Origin of the sequence: Streptomyces sp. NPDC048441 (assembly GCF_043200235.1) — a bacterium.
GTDB lineage: Bacteria > Actinomycetota > Actinomycetes > Streptomycetales > Streptomycetaceae > Streptomyces.
Genome location: NZ_JBICXM010000020.1, coordinates 71163 through 86892 on the forward strand (window position 1 = coordinate 71163; position 15730 = coordinate 86892).

Below are 15730 nucleotides of genomic sequence, written 5' to 3' on the forward strand. Positions count from 1 at the left end.
GGTTGGTGGCCCCAATCCTATGGGGCCCCACCCCATGCCTGTGAAACGGATTCCCTCGGCGGGGGTCCGGACGGCCTCGGCGGGGGTCCGGACGGCCTCGGCGGGGGTCCGGACGGCCTCGGCAGCGGCCCGGACGGTTCCATGCCGGGGGCTCGAGGGCTTCCCGCGGCTACTTCAGCGCGTCGGCCTCTGCGGCCTCCGCCGCCAGGCGGGCCGCTTCCGCCTCCTCCGCGGCGACGTCCACCGGCCGCCGCCATCCGCGGGAGCCCCGCGCCCGCAGCCACGCGGTGGTCTCGTCGGCGGGCATCGCGGCGGCGACGAGCCAGCCCTGTACCGCGTCGCACCCCAGGTCCCGCAACCGCTCCCACGTCTCGTCGTCCTCGACGCCCTCGGCGACGACGAGGAGGCCCAGGGAATGTGCGAGGTCGACCGTGCAGCGCACGATCTCCGCGTCCTCGTTGTCGATGGCGAGCCGCGCCACGAACGAACGGTCGATCTTCAGCTCGCTCACCGGAAGCCGCCGCAGATGCACCAGGGACGAGTACCCCGTACCGAAGTCGTCGAGCGACATCTTGACGCCGTGACCCGTCAGGCCCGCCAAGGTGTCGGCGGCCCGCTGCGGGTCCTCCAGGAGCACGTGCTCCGTTATCTCCAGCTGCAACGCCCCCGGAGGGACCCCGTGCCGGGCGAGCCGCGCCGCGACCGCGCCCGCGAAGCCGGGGGTGTGGACGTCGCGCGGCGACACGTTCACCGCGACCGGGACCTTGAGGCCCATCGCCTGCCACTTCGCCACCTGGCCGAGCGCCGTCTCCAGGACGTACTCCGTCAGGTGCGGCATGAGTCCCGATGACTCGGCGATGGCGATGAACTCGTCCGGCGGCACCTTCCCGCGCTCGGGATGCACCCACCGCACCAGCGCTTCGAGCCCTGCCACCTGTCCGTCGAACTGAACCTTCGGCTGGTAGTGAAGCTCGACATCGCCCGCGTCGAGCGCCCGCCGCAGGTCACCCAACAGGCCTAGCCGGTCAGGGGTGTTGGAGTCCCGCTTCGACTCGTAGACCTCGACGCCCGTGCGGTCGCGCTTGGCCTGGTACATCGCGACGTCCGCCCGCCGAAGCAGCCCTTCCGCATCCATCGCGTGGTCGGGGAAGACGGCGAGCCCCGCGCTGGCCTCGAGGACCAGGGTCAGGCCGTCCAGGTCGAGAGGCGAGCCGAGGGCCGCGACCAGCGAGCGCGCCACGCGGGTCGCGGACGTCGTGGAGTCGGCGATGGGCAGCAGTACGGCGAACTCGTCACCGCCGAGCCGCGCGGCCTCCGCACCGCGCGGCAGGGCCAGCCGCAGCCGGTCGGCGATCTGCAACAGCAGCCGGTCGCCCGCGAGATGACCGAGAGTGTCGTTCACCGAACGGAAGCGGTCCATGTCGATCAGCATCAGGGCGGACCGCGCCCCGATCCGCTCGGCATCGTCCAGAGCCGTCCAGGTCCGCTCGAGGAGCCACTGCCGGTTGGGCAGTCCGGTGAGCGGGTCGCGCAGCTGCTCCTCGGCCCTGGCCCGCGCGATCCACAGGGTGGAGTCGAGCGCGACGAGGGGGATCGCGAAGAGCGGAAGCAGGATGGGTGTCGAGGCGGCGACCACGCAGATCAGCGGCGCGATGCCGAGCAGCGCGACGCCGACGAGCCCCTGTCTGACCAGGGCCGTACGGGTGACCGTCGGCAGGGCGCCGGTGCGCGGAGCGTGGACGTACCAGAGAAGGACCCGGGTGACGACGAGATAGGCGACAGCGGCGAGCGCCACTTCGGGGGCGGAGTACAGGTCCCAGGTCTCGGGCAGCCAGGGCGACTCCGTCGACGGCGATGTGCCGAACGCGGCCATGGCGAGGGCACCGGCGGCGATGCCGAGGATGTCGACAGCGCCGTGCAGGATGCCCTGGCGCCAGCGGTGGCGGCGCGCGACGCCGACGAGCACGACGACGGTGAGGCTGACCATCCCGGCGGGCACCCAGCCGTACAGCAGGAGGACGGCGACGGTGAGCGCGCCGCCCGAGCCCGTGCCGCCCCACCAGCGGTCGCGGCCGAGCGCGACGAGGTGGCCGACGATGAGCCCCGTCAGGACGGCGAGGGACCAGCCGACGGTGCCGGAGGGGAACAGCGCCTGGCGCCCCGTGAACGCGTAGAAGAATCCGGCGCCGAGCACCACAGCGGCCGTCGCCACGACGGCAACCGGAAGCACCGGCCAGGGGTCGCGCTCGTCCCCCTCATGGTCCGGGCCGTGCCCCTCGGAGCTGCGCCAGAGCGGTCGGCGCCGTTCCCCGACGCCGGACACGGCAGAACCGTGCCCCGCCGTGTCCCGGCCGCCCGGGGCCGCGCCCACGCCGAGTTCCTGCGTTCCGTACCCGCCAGTAGTGCTCCAGGCGCGTTCGCGTCGCTCGACCGCGGTGCTCGCGACGACGACGGCGCTTCCGCTCTCCGCCTCGCGCTCGCGTGTCTCCCGTGCCGCTCTGCGTCCGCTGAGCCACGCGCCAGGGCCGCGCCGCAGGCGCGCGCGCAGCCGGGGCTCCGGTGCGGCGCTCTCGGTCGGTTCCATTCCCGTCCCTCTCACAGCCGGCGGTGCCCACGCCACGCGGACTCGGTCCAGAAGTCAGCCGCGTCTGGAAATCCGCCCCCCAAGCTCTTCATGACCAGGGGATACCCCCATCGCAGCGGGGCACGGCAGGCGCACACCTCAACAGTAGGCCGCAGAAGGCTTCTACGGGCAGCAGTCCACTACGGTTGCCCGAATGCGACCCGGCCACCCGTATGCCTCTGGTATGCGCCGAACGGGTGGTCTTCAACCGCTACTCCTCGGTCGGAAGCGCGACTTCCTTCGCCGCTTCCGGTCCCTGTTCCAGCAGGACAGCGAAGCCTTCCTCGTTCAGAACCGGAACCTTCACCTGCATCGCCTTGTCGTACTTCGACCCCGGGTTGTCCCCTACGACTACGAAGGATGTCTTCTTCGAAACGGAACCCGTGACCTTCGCACCCCGGCTCTGCAACGCATCTTTTGCGCCATCCCGCGTGTGGTGCTCGAGCGTGCCCGTCACGACGACGGTGAGGCCTTCGAGCGGACGCGGCCCCTCGTCCTCTCCCCCGCCCTCTTCCTCCATACGGACCCCGGCCGCCCGCCACTTGCGCAGGATCTCGCGGTGCCACTCCTCCTCGAACCACTGCTTCAGGGAGGCCGCGATGGTCGGGCCCACGCCCTCGACGGCGGCGAGCTCCTCCTCCGTGGCCTGCTCGATGCGCTCGATGGACCGGAATTCGCGGGCCAGCGCCACCGCGGCGACCGGCCCGACGTGCCGGATGGAGAGGCCCGTGATGATCCGGGCGAGCGGGCGCTCCTTGGCCGCCGCGATGTTCTCCAGCATCGAGACGGCGTTCTTCTTCGCCTCGCCCTGCTGGTTGGCGAAGACCGTGGCGATCTTCTCCTCGCCGGTCTTCGGATCGCGCTTGGGCAGGCCGCTGTCCTGATCCAGTACGTACGCCTTGATGGGCAGGAGCCGCTCGATGGTGAGGTCGAAGATGTCGCCCTCGTCGAGAATCGGCGGCTCGGAGGGCTCAAGGGGCTTGGTGAGCGCGGCGGCGGCCACATATCCGAAGTTCTCGATGTCCAGGCATTTGCGGCCCGCGAGGTAGAAGAGACGCTCGCGCAACTGGGCGGGGCAGGACTGGGCGTTGGGGCAGCGGAGGTCGATGTCGCCCTCCTTCATCGGCCGCAGCGCCGTCCCGCACTCGGGGCACTCGGCGGGCATCACGAACTCCCGCTCGCTGCCGTCGCGCAGGTCGACGACGGGGCCGAGGATCTCCGGGATGACGTCGCCCGCCTTGCGCAGGACGACCGTGTCGCCGATGAAGACGCCCTTCTTCTTCACCACGTCCTGGTTGTGCAGGGTCGCGAACTCGACCTCGGATCCCGCGACGGTGACGGGCTCCACCTGGGCGTACGGCGTGACGCGGCCGGTGCGGCCGACGCCCACGCGGATGTTGATCAGCTTGGTGTTGACCTCCTCCGGCGCGTACTTCCAGGCGATCGCCCAGCGCGGGGCGCGCGAGGTCGAGCCGAGGCGGCCCTGGAGCGGGATCTCGTCCAGCTTCACGACGACGCCGTCGATCTCGTGCTCCACGGCGGAGTGGCGGTTCTCTCCGAAGTACGTGATGAATTCCCGTACGCCGTCGAGCCCTTGGACCACCTTGTTGTGCTGGGCGGTGGGCAGGCCCCAGGCGTGGAGGAGCTCATAGGCGTGACTGAGGCAGTCGATGTCGAAGCCCTCACGGGCGCCGATGCCGTGCACCACCATGTGCAGCGGGCGCGTCGCGGTGACGCGCGGGTCCTTCTGGCGCAGTGAACCCGCCGCCGCGTTGCGCGGGTTGGCGAAGGGCTTGTCGCCCGCCTCCACCAGGCGGGCGTTCAGCTCCTCGAACTTCTCCATGGGGAAGAAGACCTCGCCGCGGATCTCGACGAGGGCGGGGATGTTGTCGCCCTTGAGCCGGTCCGGGATGTCCGCGATGGTGCGGACGTTCGGCGTGATGTCCTCGCCGGTGCGGCCGTCGCCACGGGTCGCCGCGCGGGTGAGCTTGCCGTCCTCGTACGTCAGGTTCACGGCGAGGCCGTCGACCTTCAGCTCGCACAGGAAGTGGTAGTCGCTGGTGCCGACGTCCTTGGCGACGCGCTCGGCCCAGGCGGCGAGCTCCTCGTCGTCGAAGGCGTTGTCCAGGGAGAGCATTCGCTCGCGGTGCTCGACCGAGGTGAACTCGGTCTCGTACGCCCCGGAGACCTTCTGGGTCGGCGAATCGGGCGTACGCAGCTCGCTGTACTGCTCTTCCAGGGCTTCGAGCGAACGAAGGAGCTTGTCGAACTCGGCGTCGCTGACGACCGGTTGGTCGTTCACGTAGTACCGGAAGCGGTGCTCCTCGATCTGTTCGGCCAGCTGGGCGTGCTGATCCCGTGCCTCGGCGGGCACAGAGCCTTGCTGTTCGACAGCCACCGTTACGTCCTCCCGTTACGTCATACCCAATTACTCAGGGTTGTCCGCGAGTGATCTCGCTGCCCGGCCGCAGTGGGCGAGCACCGCGCGCGAGTACGCGGGAGATGCCCCCGCGAGGCCGCACGACGGAGTGACCACGACCGACTCCGCGAGAGAACCCGGATTCAGCCCCAGCCTGCGCCACAACGTCCTGACACCCATGACGCTACCGGCAGGGTCTGACAATGGGCTGTCCACGCCCGGCACGACACCCGTGAAGAGCTGCGTGCCACCCTCGACGGCCTCACCGATCGCCTCGTCGTCACGCTCGGTGAGCAGCGAGAAGTCGAACGAGATGGCGTCCGCCCCGGCACGGCGCAGCAGCGCGAACGGGACGTCGGGCGCGCAGGAGTGCACGACGGTCTGCCCGTCATGGACCCCCAGGATCTCCCGCAGGGTGCTCTCCACGAGCTGCCGGTCCACGGCGCGGTGGGTGCTGTACTCGCTCGCGGTCTTGATCTGTCCACGCAGTACGCCGACGAGCGAGGGCTCGTCGAGCTGGAGCACGATCCGGCCACCGGGGATGCGGCGGCGTACGTCCGCGAGGTGGGTGCGCAGGCCTTCGGCGAGCGACCCCGCCAGGTCCCGGCAGGCGCCCGGATCGGAGAGTGCGGCCTGGCCGTTCTTCAGCTCCAGGGCGGCGGCGAGGGTCCACGGCCCGACGGCCTGCACCTTGACCGGACCCTCGTACCCCTGGGTGAACTCCTCGAGGGCGTCGAGGTCTTCGCCGAGCCACGCCTTCGCGCGGCGCGTGTCCCGTCCTGGCCGGTCGCCGATCCGCCAGCCGCTGGGCTCCACGCGCGCGTAGAGCTCGACGAGCAACCCCGCGGTCCGCCCGATCATGTCGGCGCCGGGCCCGCGGGCGGGCAGCTCCGCCAGGAACGGGAACTCCTCAAGGCTTCCGGAGACGGTCTTCGCGGCCTCGCGGGCGTCACCGCCCGGCATGGACCCGATGCCGGTGGCCGGGCCCCAACGATGCTCGCTCACTTTCCGGGCCGCACCGTCAGATCGTTGACCTCCGCGTCACGCGGCAGGTCGATGGCCATGACGATCGTCGTGGCGACCGACTCCGGGTCGATGAAGCGGGAGGGGTCGTACGCCTTGCCCTCCTGCTGATGGACCTTGACCTGCATGGCGCTCGCCGTGCGGCCCGGATAGACGGAGGTGACGCGGACGCCGTTCGCGTGCTCCTCGGCGCGCAGGGCGTCGGCCAGGGCCTTGAGTCCGTGCTTGGAGGCGGCGTAGGCGGACCAGTCGGCGTGCGCGCTCAGGCCCGCGCCCGAGTTGACGAAGACCACGTGCCCCTGGGCGACGCGGAGCTGGGGCAGGAAGTGGCGGGTCAGCTCGGCGGGGGCGATGAGGTTGACGTTGAGCTGGTGCCGCCAGGACTTGGGGGTGAGGTCGCCGACCCTGCCGAGGTCCACGACGCCCGCGATGTGGAGCAGGGAGTCGACGCGGTCGGGCAGCGACTGGTGGCCGAACGCCCAGGAGAGCTTGTCGGGGTCGGAGAGGTCGCCCACGAGCGTGGTGGAGCCGGGGAATTGCGCCGCCAGTTCCTTCGCCCGGCCCGCGTCCCGTGCGTGCAGGACGAGGACGTCGCCGCGCGCGTGGAGACGACGGGCGACTGCCGCGCCGATGCCGGAGCCTGCCCCGGTGATCACATGTGTTGCCATGCGCCCATCGTCGCACCCCGGCAGGCGCAGATCAGCGCGTGCCCATGCACTCTTCCAGGTAGGCGAGGGCGCCGACGGCCTCCTCGGCGAAGAAGACGAGGCCGGTCAGCGGCACCGGCAGGAAGCCCTCGTCCTCCATGCGGTTGAACTGCTCCTTCAAGCCGTCGTAGAAACCCGCCGAGTTGAGCAGGACCACCGGCTTGGTGTGCTTGCCGTGCTTCTTCAGCTCAAGGATCTCGGTGGCCTCGTCCAGCGTGCCCGTGCCGCCGACCATGATCACGACGGCGTCGGCCTTCTCCAGGAGCAGCGCCTTGCGCTCGGCGAGGTCGCGCGCGATCACCATCTCGTCGGGCGCGGAGACAGCCCTGGCCTTGGCGGCGAGGAAGTCGACCGAGACGCCGACGAGACGCCCACCCGCCTCCTGCACACCGTCCGCCACGACCTTCATCAGACCGCTCTCCGAACCGCCCCACACCAGGGTGTGGCCGCCCTTGCCGAGCAGTTCGGCGAATTCACGCGCGGGACCGGTGTAGCGCTCGGGGAGGTCGGCTGCGGAGAGAAAGACACAGATGTTCATGGCTTCACCGTACGATCCGGCACTGACAGCCGGGAAGAAGGCTGCCCGCCACAGCGCTGTAGTGGACAACGACCGCTCGCAGAAGGGCACTCATCGTGACCGCAGGACACAAGATCACCATCGAGCAGGGCACCGATCTCGTACGCGTGGTGCGGGACGGCCAGGTCGTGGCCGAGAGCCGACGGCCACTGCTGCTGCGCGAGACCGGCTTCCCCGTGCGCTACTACCTCCCGCCGGAGGACGTACGCACCGATCTCCTGACTCCGTTGGACACGACGACGTACTGCCCGTTCAAGGGAACGGCGTCCTACTGGTCGCTGCCGGGCGGCAAGGACGGCGAGGACACAGCGTGGGGATATCCCGAGCCGAAGGACGCGGTGGCGCAGATCAAGGACCACTTCTGTTTCTACGAAGTAGAAGTAGAAGCAGAAGCCGCGTGAGGTCGCTCCGAAAGGGCTAGACCGCCGCCGTCGCCCGCTCCGTAGTAGCGATCGTCGCCGACCCCACCACGCGCGTGCCGTCGTACAGCACGATCGCCTGGCCGGGAGCCACACCGCGTACGGGCTCGTCGAAGGAGACCCGTAGCTCCGAGCCGTCGACCAGCTCCGCGCGCACCGGCGTCTCTCCGCCGTGCGCCCGCAGCTGCGCGGTGTACGTGCCGGGCCCGGCGGGGGCCGCGCCGCACCAGCGGGGCTTGATGGCCGTCAGGCCCGTGACGTCGAGGGCGTCCACCGGGCCGACGGTCACGGTGTTGTTCACCGGCGAGATGTCCAGGACGTAGCGCGGCTTGCCGTCGGGGGCCGGGGTGCCGATCCGCAGGCCCTTGCGCTGGCCGATGGTGTAGCCGAAGGCGCCCTCGTGGGTGCCCAGCTTGTTGCCTTCGGCGTCGACGATGTCGCCCTCCGCCTTGCCGAGGCGCGAGGCCAGGAAGCCTTGGGTGTCGCCGTCGGCGATGAAGCAGATGTCGTGGCTGTCGGGCTTCTTGGCGACGGCGAGGCCGCGCTGCTCGGCCTCCGCGCGGATCTCCTCCTTGGTGGTGAGCGTGTCACCGAGGGGGAACATCGCGTGGGCGAGCTGCCGGTCGTCCAGGACCCCGAGGACGTACGACTGGTCCTTGGCCATGTCCGATGCGCGGTGCAGCTCGCGCGTGCCGTCGTCGTTCACGACGACCGTGGCGTAGTGCCCCGTCACGACCGCGTCGAAGCCGAGCGCGAGCGCCTTGTCCAGGAGCGCGGCGAACTTGATCTTCTCGTTGCAGCGGAGGCACGGGTTGGGGGTGCGCCCGGCCTCGTACTCGGCGATGAAGTCCTCGACGACGTCCTCGCGGAACCGCTCGGCCAGGTCCCAGACGTAGAACGGGATGCCGATGACGTCCGCGGCCCGGCGGGCGTCGCGCGAGTCCTCGATCGTGCAACAGCCTCGCGCGCCCGTGCGGAACGATTGCGGGTTCGCCGAGAGTGCCAGGTGCACTCCGGTCACGTCGTGCCCTGCTTCGGCGGCACGGGCGGCGGCGACGGCGGAGTCCACGCCGCCCGACATGGCGGCGAGTACGCGAAGGGGGCGGGGGCGCTGCGGGGTCCGGTTATCAGTCATAGCTCTAACAGGGTACGGGCCCGCGGGAACCAGCCGCCCGTGAGTAAGCGTTGACGATCACATGGGGGAAGAACTGGAAGAACAGGACACGACAGCGGAGCGGGGGCGGGGGCGCCGGGGCATCGACCGGCGGACGCTCCTGATCGGCGGCGCGGTGGCGGCCGCCGGCACAGCGGTGCTCGCGTCGGACGAGCTGAGCCGCCTGTGGTGGCGGCTGCCCGGCGTGGTCAAGAAGCGCAAGGAGGGCGAGGTCGACGCCCGGGGTGCGCAGTGGGTCGCCGCCTCCGACTACAACTGGCGGCGCGCGGACCGTCCCGACGACTACGGAATCGACATGGTCGTCATCCACGTGGTGCAGGGGGGTTACGCGACGGCCTTGAGGGTGTTCAAGGACCCCGCCCACGGAGCCGCGGCCCACTACGTAGTGCGTAAGGACGGGCACGTCGCCCAGATGATCCGCGAGCTGGACGTGGCGTTCCACGCGGGGAACAAGAGCTACAACGAACGGAGCATCGGCATCGAGCACGAGGGCTTCGTCGACAAGAAGTCCTCATTCACCGACGCCATGTACGAGTCGTCGGCGCGGCTCACCGCCGGAATCTGCAAGCGGTACGACATCGCTGTGGACCGGAAGCACATCATCGGGCACGTGGAGGTGCCGGGCACGGACCACACCGATCCGGGGCCGCACTGGGACTGGGACCGGTACATAGAGCTTGTTCGGAAGGCGCGCACCGCCCTTGCCTGACCGAAGGGAGCGGCCTTACCGGAGGTGCACCGGCAGCGACTCCACCCCGTAGACGATCGACAGTTTGCGGAACGCCAGCTCCTCGGGGGCGACCGCGAGCCGTATCTCGGGGAAGCGCTTCACCAGGGCGGGGTAGGCGGCGCGCAGCTCCATGCGGGCCAGTTCGGCGCCGATGCAGCGGTGGATGCCGTAGCCGAAGGCGAGGTGACCGGAGGCCTTGCGGTGCGGGTCGAAGCCGCCGCCGTCGGGGGTGTACTTGGCGTCGCGGTTGCCGCCGCTCAGGGAGCACAGGACCAGGTCGCCCTTGGGGATGTGCACCCCGGCTATCTCTATGTCCTCGCGGGCGAACCGCGGGAAGGCCACCTGCACGACGGTGAGGTAGCGCAGCGCCTCCTCGACGAAGGGCCCGGCCGCCGCGTCGTCGTCGCGCAGCCGCGCGGCGGTCTCCGGGTCTTGCAGGAGCAGCAGGGAGCCGAGGGCCACCATGCTGGCGGTCGTCTCGAAGCCGCCGGTGAGGATGCCGTCGGCGAGTCCGGCGAGCTCCTCGTCGTCGACTGTGTCGCCGTGCTCCTTCACGATCATGCCGAGCAGTCCGTCGCCCGGGTTCTCGCGCTGCTTCTTGACGACGTCCCTGAAGTAGGAGAGCGAGGCGGACATGGCGCCGAAGGGAGCGGTGGCCCCGCCGAAGAGGTCGAAGCGCTCCATGGCCAGCTGCTGGAAGTCGTGGCGGTCCTCGTACGGCACGCCGAGCAGCTCGCAGATGGTGAGCGAGGGGATCGGCAGCGCAAAGGCCTGGACGAGGTCGACGGGCCCTTCGACGGCCTCCATCGCATCGAGCCGCTCCTCGACGATGGCCTCGATCCGGGGCGTGAGCCTGCGCAGCCTGCGCATCGTGAACTCGGGCGTGAGGATGCGGCGCAGATGGGTGTGGACCGGGGGGTCGCTGAAGCCGAGGCCGCCGGGGTTCTGCTCCTCGACCACGCCCGCGTTGCCCGCGAGGTTCGTGAAGTCGTTACTGAAGCCGTCGGTCGCGCCGAGGACGGCCTTCACCTCGTCGTAGCCGGTGACCACCCAGGCGTCGATGCCGAAGGGCAGCGGCACCTTGGAGACGGGCTGCTCCGCCTGGTGCTCGGTGAGCCGTGCCACCGGGTCGAGTCCTTCGCGCCGCATCGGGGCGAGCAGGGGCTCGGGCAGCCGCGAGATCGCCGAGGCGCTGATCCCGTTCTTCTGGATCCTGGAGAGGTAGATGCGCCCGAGCCGCGCGGCGATACGAGAGCGGAGGTTCGCCTTCAATGTGAACTCCATGAGGGGGTTGTCGTACGGCCCCGAACGCGCGGAGCGGACTCGCGAGCGGCAAGCATAGACGCGAGCGGCAAGCATAGATCGGCGGACTGTGGGCCTCGTAGCCCGTTCCTGCTGTGGTGTGGGCCTCGTAGCCCGTTCCTGCTGTGGTGTGGGCCTGGTAGCCCGTTCCTGCTGTGGTGTGGGCCTCGTAGCCCGTTCCTGTGCCTGCGCGCCCGACAGCACCGCAAACGGACGTCGGCCTCAGCTCAGCCCCGCCGTCCGCGCCCGCTCCACGGCCGGGCCGATCGCCTGGGCCACGGCCTCGACGTCCGCCTTCGTGGACGTGTGCCCGAGGGAGAAGCGCAGCGTGCCGCGGGCCAGGTCCGGGTCGGTTCCGGTGGCGAGCAGGACGTGGCTCGGCTGGGCCACGCCCGCCGTACACGCCGAGCCGGTCGAGCATTCGATGCCCTGGGCGTCGAGCAGCAGCAGAAGGGAATCCCCCTCGCAGCCGGGGAAGGTGAAGTGCGCGTTGGCGGGCAGCCGGTCGACCGGGTCTCCCCCCAGGATCGCGCCGGGGACCGCGGAGCGCACGGCGTCGACCAGATCGTCCCGCAGGGCGCCGATCTCGCGAGCGAACCACTCGCGCTGCCCGGCCGCGTGGTGCCCGGCCACAGCGAAGGCGGCGATCGCGGGCACGTCGAGGGTCCCGGAGCGCACATGGCGCTCCTGCCCGCCACCGTGCAGGACGGGCACGGGACTGTATTCGCGGCCCAGGAGCAGCGCCCCGATGCCGTAGGGACCGCCGATCTTGTGCCCGGAGACGGTCATCGCCGCGAGCCCGGACGCGCCGAAGTCGACGGGCAGCTGTCCATAGGCCTGTACCGCGTCGGCGTGCAGAGGGATGTCGAACTCCCTTGCCACGTCGGAAAGTTCACGGATCGGCTGAATGGTGCCGATCTCGTTGTTGGCCCACATGACGGTGGCCAGGGCGACGTCGTCGGGGTTGCGCTCGATCGCCTCGCGCAGCACTTCGGGGTGTACGCGGCCGTAGGAGTCGACGGGGAGGTACTCGACGGTGGCGCCTTCGTGCTCGCCGAGCCAGTGCACGGCGTCGAGCACGGCGTGGTGCTCGACGGGGCTGGAAAGGACCCGGGTCCGCGCGGGGTCGGCGTCGCGCCGCGCCCAGTACAGGCCCTTCACGGCGAGGTTGTCCGCCTCGGTGCCGCCCGCGGTGAAAACGGTTTCGCTGGGGCGCGCGCCGAGCGACTCGGCGAGCGTCTCGCGGGCCTCCTCGACGGTACGTCGCGCCCGGCGCCCCGCGGCGTGCAATGAGGAGGCGTTGCCGGTGACGGCGAGCTGGGCGGTCATCGCCGCGATCGCCTCCGGGAGCATCGGAGTCGTCGCTGCGTGGTCGAGGTAGGCCATGGTGCGCACGATTCTACGAGCCATGCGGAGGCCCGCGTCCCAGTGGTGCCTGCCGGTGTCAGCCCGCGAGACCCCACGACACGGTGTTGTCCATGGACATGAGCGCGGCGAGGACGACGAGATCGGCCACACCGAGCCCGAGTCCGAGGATCGCGCGGCCCTTTCGGCTTGTCCCGCGCAGGAGCGCGATGCCCGCGAGGACGATCGCGATCGGCCCGAGGAAGAGGTTCAGGACGAGCAGCCCGAGCAGGCCGAGGACGAACGAGGCGACGGCCATGCCGTCGGTGTCACGCCGACCGGTGGGGGCGGGGGTGGAAGGGGCTGCGGCGCCGGAAGGGGCGGTGGCAGAAGGCTTGGTAGTGGTGGCGGTGAGTGCCATGGTGCGACTCCTTGCAGGTGCCGGGGTGCCGGGGTGCCGTACGGATCAGATCAACGGATCAGTGGTGCCGCGCTCGTAAGTTGCGTCAGCCGTCGCGTCAGCAGTCGCGTCAGCAGTCGCGTCAGCGGTTGCGTCAGCTGGGTCGCGCTCACGACCGGCGGCGTGCGTGCCGCTCGCGGACCGCGAACACCACGAGCCAGACGCCGATGACGGACGCGGCGATGACGGAAATGGAGAGCGGCGCATGGGCCACGGCGCCCAGCGCGACACCGAGCAGCAGGAGGGCTGCGACGAGGAACAGCATGGGATGCCTCTCGTGTGGAAGTATTCGGTGAACGCTTGTGGTTACAACTGTTCACTGACTCCGGAGTCTACTCCCCTTCCGGCTTCCCAATCTCGGAGAACAGTTGTTAACTGCATGGCATGAGTCACACTCTCGGCATCCGGCAGGCCCAGAAGCAGAAAACCCGGCAGGCACTCCTCGACGCGGCGCTCCAGCTGCTCGAGGAGCAGAGCCTGAGCAGCCTGGGCCTGCGCGAGGTCACCCGAGCCGTGGGCGTGGCCCCCACCGCTTTCTACCGGCACTTCCGCGACATGGCCGACCTGGGCGTGGCCCTGGTCGAGGAGGCGCTGAACAGCCTGCACGCCACGCTCGTCGCACTCCTCGCGGCGACCGGCGACGGCGAGGAACGCATCGCGGCCGCGGTCGAGTTGATCGTCGCGTATGTGCGCACGCACCCCGCCCACGTCCGCTTCATCGCCCGCGAGCAGCACGGCGGCGTACAGGCGGTGCGGGCCGCGATAGGCGATCAACTCGACCTGTTCGCACGGGAGGTGAAGGACCAGTTCGCCCAGGAGCCCGAGTCGGCGGGCTGGGACGAGGACGACCTCATGATGCTGGCCAGGATGTACGTCGACCACATGGTGATGACGGCGTCCGCACTCCTGGAGGCGACGCCGGACACCGAGAAGCGGGTGGCGGGCGCGGCGCGCCGACAGCTGCGTCTGGTGTCGCTCGGGCGGTACCACTGGCTGGACAGGTAAGGAGCTCCTACCCTTACGCCCATGACGACCGATCGTGACTGGACACTCGACCAGACCTTCGCAGGACCGACCGGCACCGTCCGCTGGAGGGCCATCGGCCCCGAGGACGCGCCGCCCGTCGTCCTGGTCCACGGCACGCCCTTCTCCTCCTACGTCTGGCGGGGCATCGCCCGCGCGCTCTCCCGCGAACACCGCGTGTACGCATGGGACCTGCCGGGATACGGAACGTCGGAGATGCGCTCAGGGCAGGACGTGTCGCTGGCCGCCCAGGCCCGCGTCCTCACCGAGCTCATCGCGCACTGGGGCCTGGCTGATGCCGAACCCGCCGTCGTGGCCCACGACTTCGGTGGCTGCGTCGCCCTGCGCGCCCACCTCCTGCACGGCGCCCGCTACGAACGTCTCGCCCTCGTGGACCCGGTGGCCCTCGCACCCTGGGGCTCCCCCACCTACCGCCTGCTCGGCGCGAACGCCGACGTCTTCGCCCAGCTGCCGCCCGCGCTGCACGAGGCACTGGTGCGCGAGTACGTGACTTCGGCGAGCCACCGCGGTCTCCACCCGGAGGTGCTCGACCGCCTGGTCGAGCCGTGGTGCACGGACGAAGGCAGGCCCGCGTTCTACCGGCAGATCGAGCAGAACGACCAGCGCTTCACCGACGAGATCCAGGGCAGGTACGGCGAGTTGAGCTTCCCCGTCCTGATCTGCTGGGGCACGGACGACACCTGGATCCCGGTGGAGCGCGGCCATGAGCTCGCCAAGCTCATCCCCGGCGCCGAGCTGCACCTGATCGACGGCGTGGGGCATCTCGTACAGGAGGACGCGCCCGCCGAGCTCACCGGCGAGCTGAGCCGTTTCCTGAGTGCGGGCCGGTCGCTGCGTACAGGTCGGTGATCGCGGCGGCGGCGTCCGCCAGCTCGGCGCGCACCTCGGGCGGTGAGAGCACCTCCACCTGGGCGCCGAAGGAAAGCAGCGTGCGGACTTCGCCGACGACGCCGTACCCGAGACGCACGGTGATCCACTCGCTCTCGCCGTCGTCATCGGGGGGTGCGCCGAGCCGGTGACCGTTGAGCCGCAGGAACAGTTGGAAGCGGTCGCGCTGCACACGTGCCGTCACCTCCACACCCACCGGGCGGTCCTCGACCTGACGCTTCAACACACCCCATACGTCGGCGAGTTCGACGCCGGCCCGGCGCTTGACAGGAGCGTCCGTGACGGCAGCCGTCCGCACCCGGTCGGCACGGAAGAGCCGTGGTGCGCCGCGCCGGTCGGCCACCAGATACCAGACGCCCGCCTTCGATACGAGGCCATAAGGGTCCACGGTGTAGCTGCTCGGCTCCGTGTCACCGCTGTGCCGGTAGCGCAGACGCAGCCGACGGTCGGAGAAGACGGCGTCCTGGAGCACGTCGAGATCGGCGACGGCCTGATCAGAGCCGCGGGGCCCCGGCATCCAGCGCGCCGAGTCGACCAGGATGCGACGGCTCGTCAACTCCGCGGCGGGACGGTGTGGTTCGGGCAGCGCGGCCATGACCTTGCGCAGCGCTGAGCCGAGCGCCGCGTCGAGCCCGAGCGCGGCGTGCGCGCCCTGCGCGGCCAGGATGAACAGGGCCCGCGACTCGTCCGCCGTGAGCCCCGTGACATCTGTACGGAATCCGGCGAGCAGCGCGATACCGCCGTGCCGGCCACGCTCGGCGTACACCGGGACGCCGGAGGCGGAGAGGGCCTCGATGTCGCGGTAGATGGTGCGTACGGAGACTTCGAGCCGGTCGGCCAGTTCATGGGCGGGGACCCGGCCGCGGGTCTGGAGCAGCAGCAGGATCGAGAGGAGCCGGTCGGATTTCACCCAGCCAAGGATGACGGAAAGAGATGACGGAAAAAGCTGGCTCCGGCTGTCTGGTCAAGAGGATGGGGGTGGCAGAGGGAGTGACGGAGGGGGCCCTGTCGTCCCTTCCC

15 protein-coding genes are annotated in these 15730 nt (G+C 70.4%); 4 read left to right on the forward strand and 11 right to left on the reverse strand.

Annotation, left to right across the window (positions count from 1 at the left end; translation table 11 throughout):
- Nucleotides 1-169: 169 nt before the first annotated feature.
- The 5 genes from ACGFSB_RS34930 to ACGFSB_RS34950 all read right to left on the reverse strand — a co-directional run bounded on the left by ACGFSB_RS34930 (nucleotide 170) and on the right by ACGFSB_RS34950 (nucleotide 7310).
- Entirely contained in the window at nucleotides 170-2584 is a 2415-nt protein-coding gene (locus ACGFSB_RS34930; protein ID WP_393407866.1) for a putative bifunctional diguanylate cyclase/phosphodiesterase, read from the reverse strand.
- Between the two features lie 250 nt (nucleotides 2585-2834).
- Complete coding sequence (gene ligA, locus ACGFSB_RS34935; RefSeq protein WP_393407869.1) at nucleotides 2835-5021, reverse strand: NAD-dependent DNA ligase LigA; 2187 nt, start codon at nucleotides 5019-5021, stop codon at nucleotides 2835-2837.
- A 30-nt stretch (nucleotides 5022-5051) separates the two neighbouring features.
- Entirely contained in the window at nucleotides 5052-6047 is a 996-nt protein-coding gene (locus ACGFSB_RS34940) for a methionine synthase (protein ID WP_393407872.1), read from the reverse strand.
- Complete coding sequence (locus ACGFSB_RS34945) at nucleotides 6044-6733, reverse strand: SDR family oxidoreductase (RefSeq protein ID WP_393407874.1); 690 nt, start codon at nucleotides 6731-6733, stop codon at nucleotides 6044-6046. Before ACGFSB_RS34945 ends, ACGFSB_RS34940 begins: the two co-directional genes overlap by 4 nt.
- A gap of 31 nt (nucleotides 6734-6764) precedes the next feature.
- On the reverse strand, nucleotides 6765-7310 hold the full coding sequence (locus ACGFSB_RS34950) for a TIGR00730 family Rossman fold protein (protein ID WP_393407876.1): 546 nt from the start codon (nucleotides 7308-7310) through the stop codon (nucleotides 6765-6767).
- Nucleotides 7311-7405: 95 nt separating this feature from the next.
- Here ACGFSB_RS34950 and ACGFSB_RS34955 point away from each other — a divergent pair, with 95 nt between their 5' ends.
- Nucleotides 7406-7750, forward strand: a complete 345-nt coding sequence (locus tag ACGFSB_RS34955) for a DUF427 domain-containing protein (protein ID WP_393407878.1) — start codon at nucleotides 7406-7408, stop codon at nucleotides 7748-7750.
- A gap of 16 nt (nucleotides 7751-7766) precedes the next feature.
- Here ACGFSB_RS34955 and mnmA read toward each other — a convergent pair whose 3' ends face one another.
- A complete protein-coding gene (mnmA, locus tag ACGFSB_RS34960; RefSeq protein ID WP_393407881.1) occupies nucleotides 7767-8903 on the reverse strand; it encodes a tRNA 2-thiouridine(34) synthase MnmA in 1137 nt (378 codons plus the stop codon).
- Nucleotides 8904-8964: 61 nt separating this feature from the next.
- Here mnmA and ACGFSB_RS34965 point away from each other — a divergent pair, with 61 nt between their 5' ends.
- The gene (locus ACGFSB_RS34965; protein ID WP_393407884.1) at nucleotides 8965-9651 is read left to right on the forward strand and encodes an N-acetylmuramoyl-L-alanine amidase; all 687 of its coding nucleotides are present in this window, start codon (nucleotides 8965-8967) and stop codon (nucleotides 9649-9651) included.
- 15 nt (nucleotides 9652-9666) lie between these two features.
- Here ACGFSB_RS34965 and ACGFSB_RS34970 read toward each other — a convergent pair whose 3' ends face one another.
- The 4 genes from ACGFSB_RS34970 to ACGFSB_RS34985 form a co-directional block, all read right to left on the reverse strand.
- Complete coding sequence (locus tag ACGFSB_RS34970; RefSeq protein ID WP_393407886.1) at nucleotides 9667-10956, reverse strand: cytochrome P450; 1290 nt, start codon at nucleotides 10954-10956, stop codon at nucleotides 9667-9669.
- A gap of 240 nt (nucleotides 10957-11196) precedes the next feature.
- Nucleotides 11197-12360 (reverse strand): cysteine desulfurase family protein, encoded by a 1164-nt coding sequence (locus ACGFSB_RS34975; RefSeq protein ID WP_393408052.1) that lies wholly within the window; start codon nucleotides 12358-12360, stop codon nucleotides 11197-11199.
- Between the two features lie 58 nt (nucleotides 12361-12418).
- The gene (locus ACGFSB_RS34980; protein WP_393407888.1) at nucleotides 12419-12739 is read right to left on the reverse strand and encodes a DUF4190 domain-containing protein; all 321 of its coding nucleotides are present in this window, start codon (nucleotides 12737-12739) and stop codon (nucleotides 12419-12421) included.
- Between the two features lie 148 nt (nucleotides 12740-12887).
- Complete coding sequence (locus tag ACGFSB_RS34985) at nucleotides 12888-13043, reverse strand: hypothetical protein (protein ID WP_393407891.1); 156 nt, start codon at nucleotides 13041-13043, stop codon at nucleotides 12888-12890.
- A gap of 119 nt (nucleotides 13044-13162) precedes the next feature.
- Here ACGFSB_RS34985 and ACGFSB_RS34990 point away from each other — a divergent pair, with 119 nt between their 5' ends.
- The gene (locus ACGFSB_RS34990) at nucleotides 13163-13783 is read left to right on the forward strand and encodes a TetR family transcriptional regulator (RefSeq protein ID WP_393407893.1); all 621 of its coding nucleotides are present in this window, start codon (nucleotides 13163-13165) and stop codon (nucleotides 13781-13783) included.
- Nucleotides 13784-13804: 21 nt separating this feature from the next.
- Complete coding sequence (locus ACGFSB_RS34995) at nucleotides 13805-14671, forward strand: alpha/beta fold hydrolase (RefSeq protein WP_393407896.1); 867 nt, start codon at nucleotides 13805-13807, stop codon at nucleotides 14669-14671.
- Here the strand turns inward: ACGFSB_RS34995 and ACGFSB_RS35000 are convergent.
- The gene (locus ACGFSB_RS35000; RefSeq protein WP_393407898.1) at nucleotides 14613-15620 is read right to left on the reverse strand and encodes a helix-turn-helix transcriptional regulator; all 1008 of its coding nucleotides are present in this window, start codon (nucleotides 15618-15620) and stop codon (nucleotides 14613-14615) included. The two genes, ACGFSB_RS34995 and ACGFSB_RS35000, sit on opposite strands and share 59 nt — an antisense overlap.
- Between the last annotated feature and the right edge of the window lie 110 nt (nucleotides 15621-15730).